Raw genomic sequence first — 7,318 nt, forward strand, 5'->3', positions numbered from 1 at the left:
AGCGCGGGGAAGATGCGCTTGTCGGCAACCTTGCGGTCCAGCACGATTTCCGAGTTGCCGGTGCCCTTGAATTCTTCGAAGATCACTTCGTCCATGCGGCTGCCGGTGTCGATCAGCGCGGTGGCGATGATCGAAAGCGATCCGCCTTCCTCGATATTGCGGGCGGCGCCGAAGAAGCGCTTGGGGCGTTGCAGCGCATTCGCATCGACGCCGCCGGTGAGCACCTTGCCCGACGAGGGCACGACGGTGTTGTAGGCGCGGCCAAGGCGGGTGATCGAATCGAGCAGGATCACCACATCGCGCTTGTGTTCGACCAGACGCTTGGCCTTTTCGATGACCATTTCGGCAACCTGCACGTGGCGAGTGGCCGGTTCGTCGAAGGTGGAGGAGATGACCTCACCTTTCACGCTGCGCTGCATGTCGGTGACTTCTTCGGGGCGTTCATCGACCAGAAGGACGATCAGGAACACTTCCGGGTGATTGTCGGTGATGGCCTTTGCCATGTTCTGCAACAGCACGGTCTTGCCGGTGCGCGGCGGCGCGACGATCAGCGCGCGCTGGCCCTTGCCCTGCGGGCTGACCAGATCGATCACGCGGGCCGACTTGTCCTTGACCGTGGGGTCCAGCGTATCGAGCTTCAAGCGCTCGTTCGGATAGAGCGGGGTGAGATTGTCGAAGTTGACGCGGTGGCGCACGGCCTCCGGTTCGTCGAAGTTCACCTTGATCAGGCGCGTGATCGAGAAATAGCGTTCGCCATCCTTGGGCGCGCGGACTTCGCCTTCAACGGTATCGCCCGTGCGCAGACCCCATTTGCGGACCTGATTGGGCGAAACATAGATATCGTCCGGCCCGGCAAGATAGTTCGCTTCCGGGCTGCGCAGGAATCCGAAGCCATCGGGCAGAACCTCGATCGTGCCGATACCGAGGATTTCCTCGCCGTCTTCGGCCATTTCTTTCAGGATCGCGAACATCAGATCCTGGCGGCGCATCGTGCTGGCGCCTTCGACCTCCAGTTCTTCGGCCATCTGGACCAGTTCTGCGGGGGTCTTCTGTTTGAGTTCTTTCAGGTGCATTTCGTTTTATTCCAAAGAATTGGGTAGATGGCCGGAAGCCTCTGAGGGGCTTGGAGAAAGCGAGAGGGCGGCTGCATCTGCGGCAGCGCATCGATATTCCGGTCGGTGCGCGGGATATTCCTGCACAAGGGCTTAGTCAATTGTGGAAACAGGGGTGGAGATGATACGTTCCTGATCATGGAGCCGGAACACCGGCCGAGCAGACCAAGAGGATGGAACCGATGATCAGACTACCACGCCACAGACGCGCCTTTCCACGGCCCGAAGCACAGGGCACCCCGGTCAATGCCTGGGGATCGCAATGGAAGCATCTGCGAACCGCGCCCATGCTGATCCGCAGTGTGATGCGCGATGGATTGCGGACCTTGCGGGGATAATCGACATGCCCTCCCCCGACCCCTCCCGGAAGCGGGAGGGGAGATGGGTCAGAACGGCTTCACGATGACCATGATGACGATGACCGCTGCTGCGATTCCGGGAATCTCGTTGATCATCCGCAGCTTCTTGCCCGTCAGCTTGCGCACGCCGACGCTGAGGTTCTGCGCATAATTCGCCAGCCAGAAATGGTAGGCGGTCAATACCAGCACGAAGGCCAGCTTTGCGTGGAACCAGCCCTGGCTGAACGCACCAATGTCCATCGCAAGTGCAAGCCCCAGCACCCAGACGACCACCAGCGAGGGCCACATGATGATCTTCATCAGCTTGCGCTCACGATCGACCCAGACTGCGTTTTCGGTTGAACCTTCAGGCGCTTCCTGATGATAGACGAAAAAGCGCGGCAGCATGAACAGGCCTGCCATCCAGAAGATCACGAAGATGACATGGCCGGCTTTCAGCCAGAGATAGAGCATCGCCAATACCTGCTGCATGTGTTGCGCTCTCGCCTGCCGTTTGCGCCCGTTTGAGGGCTATTTCGGCTTGGGCGACGCGGTTTGCAAGAGCACATCATACCATCCCATCGGCCAGCGACCGGAACAGAACCAGAGCATCAACCGATCCGAGATGAGGGTGATCGAAAGCACCCGGCAACCGCCCGACTTCGGCAAAGCCCAGCGATTTCCACAAGCCGACCGCGCGCGTGTTCGAACTGACTACAAAGTTGAACTGCATGGCGCGAAATCCTTGCGCACGCGCCTGCTCCAGCGAATGCAGGCACATTGCACGCGCCACGCCCTTGCCGGTAGCCATGCTGCTTGTCATGTAACCGCAATTGCAGACATGACGGCCCCCGCCGGGCTGATTCCGCCGCAGATAGTAGGTGCCAAGGATCGCACCATCTTCGGCCTGCGCAACAAATGTCTGTTTGTCCGCACCGAACCAGTACGCCAGCACGGCAGGCTCCGTCATGTCACGGTCAAGCGCGTAAGTCTCTCCAGCGCGGATGACGGGCATGACAATCCCGAGAACGGCGACGTGATCAGCCTCGGTCGCCAGTCGAATGATCAATGCGACCATTCCCGGACGATCCTCAGCAGCGCCTCGACGTTTTCAATCGGGGTGTGCTGACCGATGCCGTGGCCGAGGTTGAACACGTGCGGGCGGTCAGCAAAGGCTTCCAGGACGCGGATTGTTTGCTTTTCGAGATCGGAACCGCCTGATAGCAGGAGCAGAGGATCGAGATTACCCTGAACCGGCATGTTCGCAGGCAGTTCGCGCGCAGCCCAGAGCGGGTCGATGGTCTCGTCCACACCCACGGCGTTGACGCCGGTTTCGCGGGCATAGGCGGCAAGTTTTTCGCCAGCGCCTTTGGGAAAGCCGATGATGGGAACGTGCGGATGGCGGCGCTGCATCTCGGCGGCGATCTTTGCATTGGGTGCGATGACCCAACGTTCGAACTGCGCAGGAGCAAGACTGCCGGCCCATGAATCGAACAGTTGCAGGCCTTCTGCGCCTGCTTCGACCTGCCCTGAAAGGTATTCGATCGTGACATCGGTGATCGCGTCGATGATCGCCTGAAAGGCTGCGGGATCGCGATAGGCGAGCGCGCGGGTATCGTGGTGATCGCGGCTGCCTTCGCCCGCGACCATGTAGGTGGCGACCGTCCAGGGACTGCCCGCAAAGCCAAGCAGCGTCGTTTCAGGCGCAATCTGGGCCTTCACCTTGGCCACTGTCTCATAGATCGGCGCAAGGCGCTCTGGTACGGCTGTGAGGCTTTCCAGCGTGGCATCGAGCAGCCGGGGGGAGAGGTGCGGACCTTCACCGGCGAGGAACCGGAGATCCTGCCCCATTGCGTAAGGGACGATCAGAATATCGGAAAAGAGGATCGCGCCATCGAAACCAAAGCGGCGGATCGGCTGGACAGTGACCTCTGCCGCAGCATCGGTATCGTAGACGAGGGAGAGGAAGCCGCCCTTTTCGGCGCGCAGCTCACGATATTCGGGAAGATAGCGCCCGGCCTGGCGCATGAGCCAGATCGGGCGGCGGGAAAGATTGGCGCCACGGAGCGTATCGAGAAGAGGGCCGGGCATCGTGCGCTTTCGTCCAATCTACTAAATAAGATTCTTATTGAATCAGGTTGAAGGTGTTTGTTGGCCCTGTGGAAACCGGGGATTGCGGCGATCTGCCCGATTTGTGAGTCTGCTTCCACTGTTTTCGGCGTCTGCGACTCTGTGGGGAATCCGGTCAAGGCGAAGTTCTCAACGCTCTCCACAGGCTGGGGAAAAGCTTTTCCAGTTGTCCACAAGCGGGGTTGAAAGGGACTCGGAACGAGGGTGAATCTGCGGGTCAAACTTGTCCCCGATGCTCTCCCGTGGTTTATCGGGCCTCTATCCACAAGGTTCTCCCGGACCCCGGCAGAACGCCCAAGAAAGCCTGTGAATGCAGCGTCTGCACTTGCATCTCCTGTCGGATTCCACCGGTGAAACGCTGGAAATGATCGCCAAGGCGGCGCTGGCGCAGTTCGATGGCGCGGATGTGGTGCGGCACTTCTGGCCGATGGTCCGATCGATGCAGCATCTTGACCGGATCATGGGCGAAATCGCGTCAAATCCGGGGCTTGTGCTGTTCACGCTGGTCAATCCTGAAACGCGCGAGCGGCTGGAGCAGCGCTGTGCAGCACTTGGTTTGCCGATGGTGCCCGCGCTGGATGCGGTAACCGATGCCTTGCAGCAGCAGCTTGGCGTTCAGGCCAAGGGCCGACCGGGCCGGCAGCACATGATGGACGAAGCCTATTTCGCGCGCGTGGATGCGATCCAGTTCACGATTGCCCATGATGATGGCGTGAACTGGGAGAACTGGGAAGAAGCGGACATCGTGCTGGCGGGGGTTTCGCGCAGTTCGAAGACGCCGACGTCGATCTACCTTGCCAATCGTGGATACAAGGTGGCGAACATTCCGATCGTGGTAGAAAGTCCGCCACCGCCCATGCTGTTTTCCCTGCGGAGGCCTTTGGTGGTGGGGCTGACAACCAGCCCCGAAAGGCTCATCGCGGTGCGCCGCAACCGGCTGCTGTCGCTGAATCAGGCGCCGGAAACGGCTTATGTGGACAACGAGCAGGTGACGCGCGAAGTGCAGTTTGCCCGCCGCATGTTTGCCGACAATGGCTGGGCGGTGATCGACGTATCGCGCCGCTCGATCGAGGAAACGGCGGCAGCGGTGATCAACCTGTATAACGAGCGCGCTGCCGCGGGTGGCAGCGGGGACGGAGTGAAACCGATATGACGCTTGTTCTGGCGAGCCAGAGCGCATCGCGCAAAATGATGCTTGAGGCCGCAGGCGTACCATTCGAAGCGCGGTCTTCCGATGTCGATGAAAGCGCCATCAAGCGGGAACTGATCGGGGTTCCGGGATGCCAGATCGCCAGCGTACTGGCCGAGGCGAAGGCGCTGGGCGTTTCGTTGGGCATGGCCGGACGGCTGGTGCTGGGCGGGGATTCGCTGGTTGAAGTGTGCGGGCGGCAGTTCGACAAGCCGGTGAGCCGCCAGAACGCGGCAGAGCATCTGGAGTTCTTCTCGGGCAAGGAGATGCACCTCCATTCCGCCGCCGTGCTGATACGCGATAGCAAGGTGGTGTGGAAAACCTGCGAGACCGCGAAATTGCGAGTCCGCACGCTTTCTCCCGACTTTATCCAGAGCTATCTCGACAGGGAATGGCCCGCTGTTTCGGGCTGCGTCGGCGTGTTCAGGATCGAAGCGCTGGGCGTGCAATTGTTCGAGCAGATCGACGGCAGCCACTTCACCGTGCTGGGAATGCCGCTATTGGCCCTGCTCGAAGCCTTGCGCGCCCAGGGAGAGTTGCCGTCTTGAATGTTCCTTATGCCGAAGTCATCGGTGATCCGATCGTGCAATCCAAGTCGCCGGTTATTCATGGTTTCTGGCTGGAGAAACTGGGTTTGGAAGGGCGTTATGACCGCGCCCATGTGACGGCTGAAGGGCTGGCGGATTATCTGGCAGTGCGGCGCGCCGACCCGGACTGGCGCGGATGCAATGTGACGATGCCGCACAAGCAGGCGGTGATACCGCTGCTCGACCGGCTCGATCCGTTGGCGCAGCGGATTGGCGCGGTGAACACGATCGTGCCCGAAGATGGCGCGCTGGTGGGATACAACACCGATGCGCCGGGCTTTCTGGAACCGCTGCGTGATGAACTGGATCGCACGCACTACTTCCGCATGGCGCGGGTGCTGGGCACTGGCGGCGCAGCGCGGGCAATCATTGCCGCACTGGCCGACGAGCATATGGTGATCGTGCTGGCTGGCCGGAATGTGGACAAGGCGCGTGGGCTGCTGGACGAACTTGATGCCGAAGGTGAGCATCATGTTGCGTCGCTCGACCACTTTGCCGATGCGACCGATTTTGCCTTTGACGACCGCGAAGGATGTTTCGATCTGGTGGTCAATGCCTCGTCGCTGGGGATGACCGGGCAATCGCCGCTGGTTTTCGACATGAGCCATGCACCCCCGGGATCGGTGTTCTACGATATCGTGACATCGCCCCTGGAAACCGACTTTCTGAAAGCGGCCAAGGCGGCGGGATTCCGCACGGTGGATGGGCTATCGATGCTGATCGGCCAAGCGGATCATGCGTTCCGGCGCTTCTTTGGCGCCGTGCCGCCGCGTGGGGAGGCTGATACGGAACTGCGCGCGAGGCTGCTGGCATGAGCAGGCCGTTCGTGATGGGGCTGACCGGTTCGATCGGCATGGGCAAGTCCGCCGTGGCGATGATGCTGCGCGAACTTGGGGTGCCGGTGTTCGATGCCGATGCGGCGGTTCATCACCTGCAAGGGCCGGGCGGTGCATTGCTGCCTGCCATTGAAGCGGCGTTTCCCGGAACCACCGGACCTGATGGCGTGAAGCGGCAGGAGCTGGGCGCGGTGGTGTTTGGCGATCCGCAGGCTTTGCAGCGTCTGGAGGCCATCGTTCATCCCGCGGTAGCGAGGATGCGCGAGGCCTTCATGATCGAGCATATGGGCGAACGGCTGGTCGTGTTTGATATTCCGCTGCTTTACGAAAAAGGGCACGGCAAGGATCTCGATGCGGTGATGGTGGTTTCCGCGCCCGCGTCCGTCCAGCGCGAGCGGGTGCTGGCGCGACCGGGCATGACGGCGGAAAAGTTCGCCCACATCCTGTCGCTGCAGGTGCCAGACGCGGAAAAGCGGGCGCGGGCGGATCATGTGATCGATACCGGCGTGACGCTGGCCGAGACTGAGGCACAGGTGGCGGCGCTGGTTGCGACTATCCGGGAAAAAAACCCGTCCCAGTAACCCTGCCTCCCCCTTGCCAGCCCCCCTTTGCAGGTCCACATATCTTTCAATGCGTGAGATCGTTTTCGATACCGAGACGACCGGGCTGGACCCCAGAAGCGGGGATCGGCTGGTCGAGATTGGCTGCGTCGAAATGGTCAACCGGGTGTCTACGGGCCAGGTTTTCCATTGCTATTTCAACCCTGAGCGTGACATGCCGGCCGAGGCTGAGGCCGTTCATGGCCTGTCGATCACGTTCCTGTCGGACAAGCCGAAATTCGCCGAAAGAGCCGGCGATTTCCTGAGCTTCATCGGCGATTCGCCGATGGTTGCGCACAACGCAGGGTTCGACTTCGGATTCATCAACAACGAGCTTGAGATGTGCGGGCTTGAACCCGTCAGCCGGGATCGGATGGTCGATACGGTGGGGATTGCCCGCCGCAAGCACCCCGGTGCCAAGCTCAGCCTCGATGCCTTGTGTTCACGCTACGGCATAGACCGCAGCCACCGCACCAAGCACGGGGCACTACTGGACGCGGAACTGCTCGCCCAGCTCTATGTCGAGC

The 7,318-nt window shown here is 61.0% G+C and carries 9 protein-coding genes; 5 read left to right on the forward strand and 4 right to left on the reverse strand.

Going from position 1 to position 7,318, the window contains the following annotated elements:
* From rho to hemE, 4 genes are all read right to left on the reverse strand, one after another.
* Positions 1-1,073, reverse strand: a 1,073-nt coding sequence (gene rho / locus ACOVQ0_RS05610; protein ID WP_421881253.1) for a transcription termination factor Rho, incomplete at its 3' end; no start/stop codon positions are given.
* A gap of 425 nt (positions 1,074-1,498) precedes the next feature.
* Positions 1,499-1,942 (reverse strand): CopD family protein, encoded by a 444-nt coding sequence (locus ACOVQ0_RS05615; protein ID WP_421881254.1) that lies wholly within the window; start codon positions 1,940-1,942, stop codon positions 1,499-1,501.
* A 76-nt stretch (positions 1,943-2,018) separates the two neighbouring features.
* Positions 2,019-2,528 (reverse strand): GNAT family N-acetyltransferase, encoded by a 510-nt coding sequence (locus tag ACOVQ0_RS05620; RefSeq protein ID WP_421881257.1) that lies wholly within the window; start codon positions 2,526-2,528, stop codon positions 2,019-2,021.
* Positions 2,516-3,541, reverse strand: coding sequence for a uroporphyrinogen decarboxylase (hemE, locus tag ACOVQ0_RS05625; RefSeq protein ID WP_421881261.1), 1,026 nt, complete (start codon positions 3,539-3,541; stop codon positions 2,516-2,518). The genes ACOVQ0_RS05620 and hemE overlap by 13 nt, the downstream gene beginning before the upstream one ends.
* Positions 3,542-3,890: 349 nt before the next feature.
* Between hemE and ACOVQ0_RS05630 the strand changes: the two genes are divergently transcribed.
* The 5 genes from ACOVQ0_RS05630 to dnaQ all read left to right on the forward strand — a co-directional run.
* The gene (locus tag ACOVQ0_RS05630; RefSeq protein ID WP_421881264.1) at positions 3,891-4,733 is read left to right on the forward strand and encodes a pyruvate, water dikinase regulatory protein; all 843 of its coding nucleotides are present in this window, start codon (positions 3,891-3,893) and stop codon (positions 4,731-4,733) included.
* Positions 4,730-5,317: a nucleoside triphosphate pyrophosphatase gene (locus ACOVQ0_RS05635; protein WP_421881267.1), complete on the forward strand. Its 588-nt coding sequence runs from the start codon at positions 4,730-4,732 to the stop codon at positions 5,315-5,317. Before ACOVQ0_RS05630 ends, ACOVQ0_RS05635 begins: the two co-directional genes overlap by 4 nt.
* Positions 5,314-6,171, forward strand: coding sequence for a shikimate dehydrogenase (aroE, locus tag ACOVQ0_RS05640; RefSeq protein WP_421881270.1), 858 nt, complete (start codon positions 5,314-5,316; stop codon positions 6,169-6,171). Before ACOVQ0_RS05635 ends, aroE begins: the two co-directional genes overlap by 4 nt.
* Positions 6,168-6,773, forward strand: a complete 606-nt coding sequence (gene coaE / locus ACOVQ0_RS05645; RefSeq protein WP_421881272.1) for a dephospho-CoA kinase — start codon at positions 6,168-6,170, stop codon at positions 6,771-6,773. Before aroE ends, coaE begins: the two co-directional genes overlap by 4 nt.
* Positions 6,774-6,822: 49 nt before the next feature.
* The coding region (gene dnaQ / locus ACOVQ0_RS05650) for a DNA polymerase III subunit epsilon (protein ID WP_421881274.1) at positions 6,823-7,318 on the forward strand (496 nt) is incomplete at its 3' end.

This window comes from Novosphingobium sp. (genome assembly GCF_049240505.1).
Classification (GTDB): Bacteria; Pseudomonadota; Alphaproteobacteria; order Sphingomonadales; family Sphingomonadaceae; genus Novosphingobium.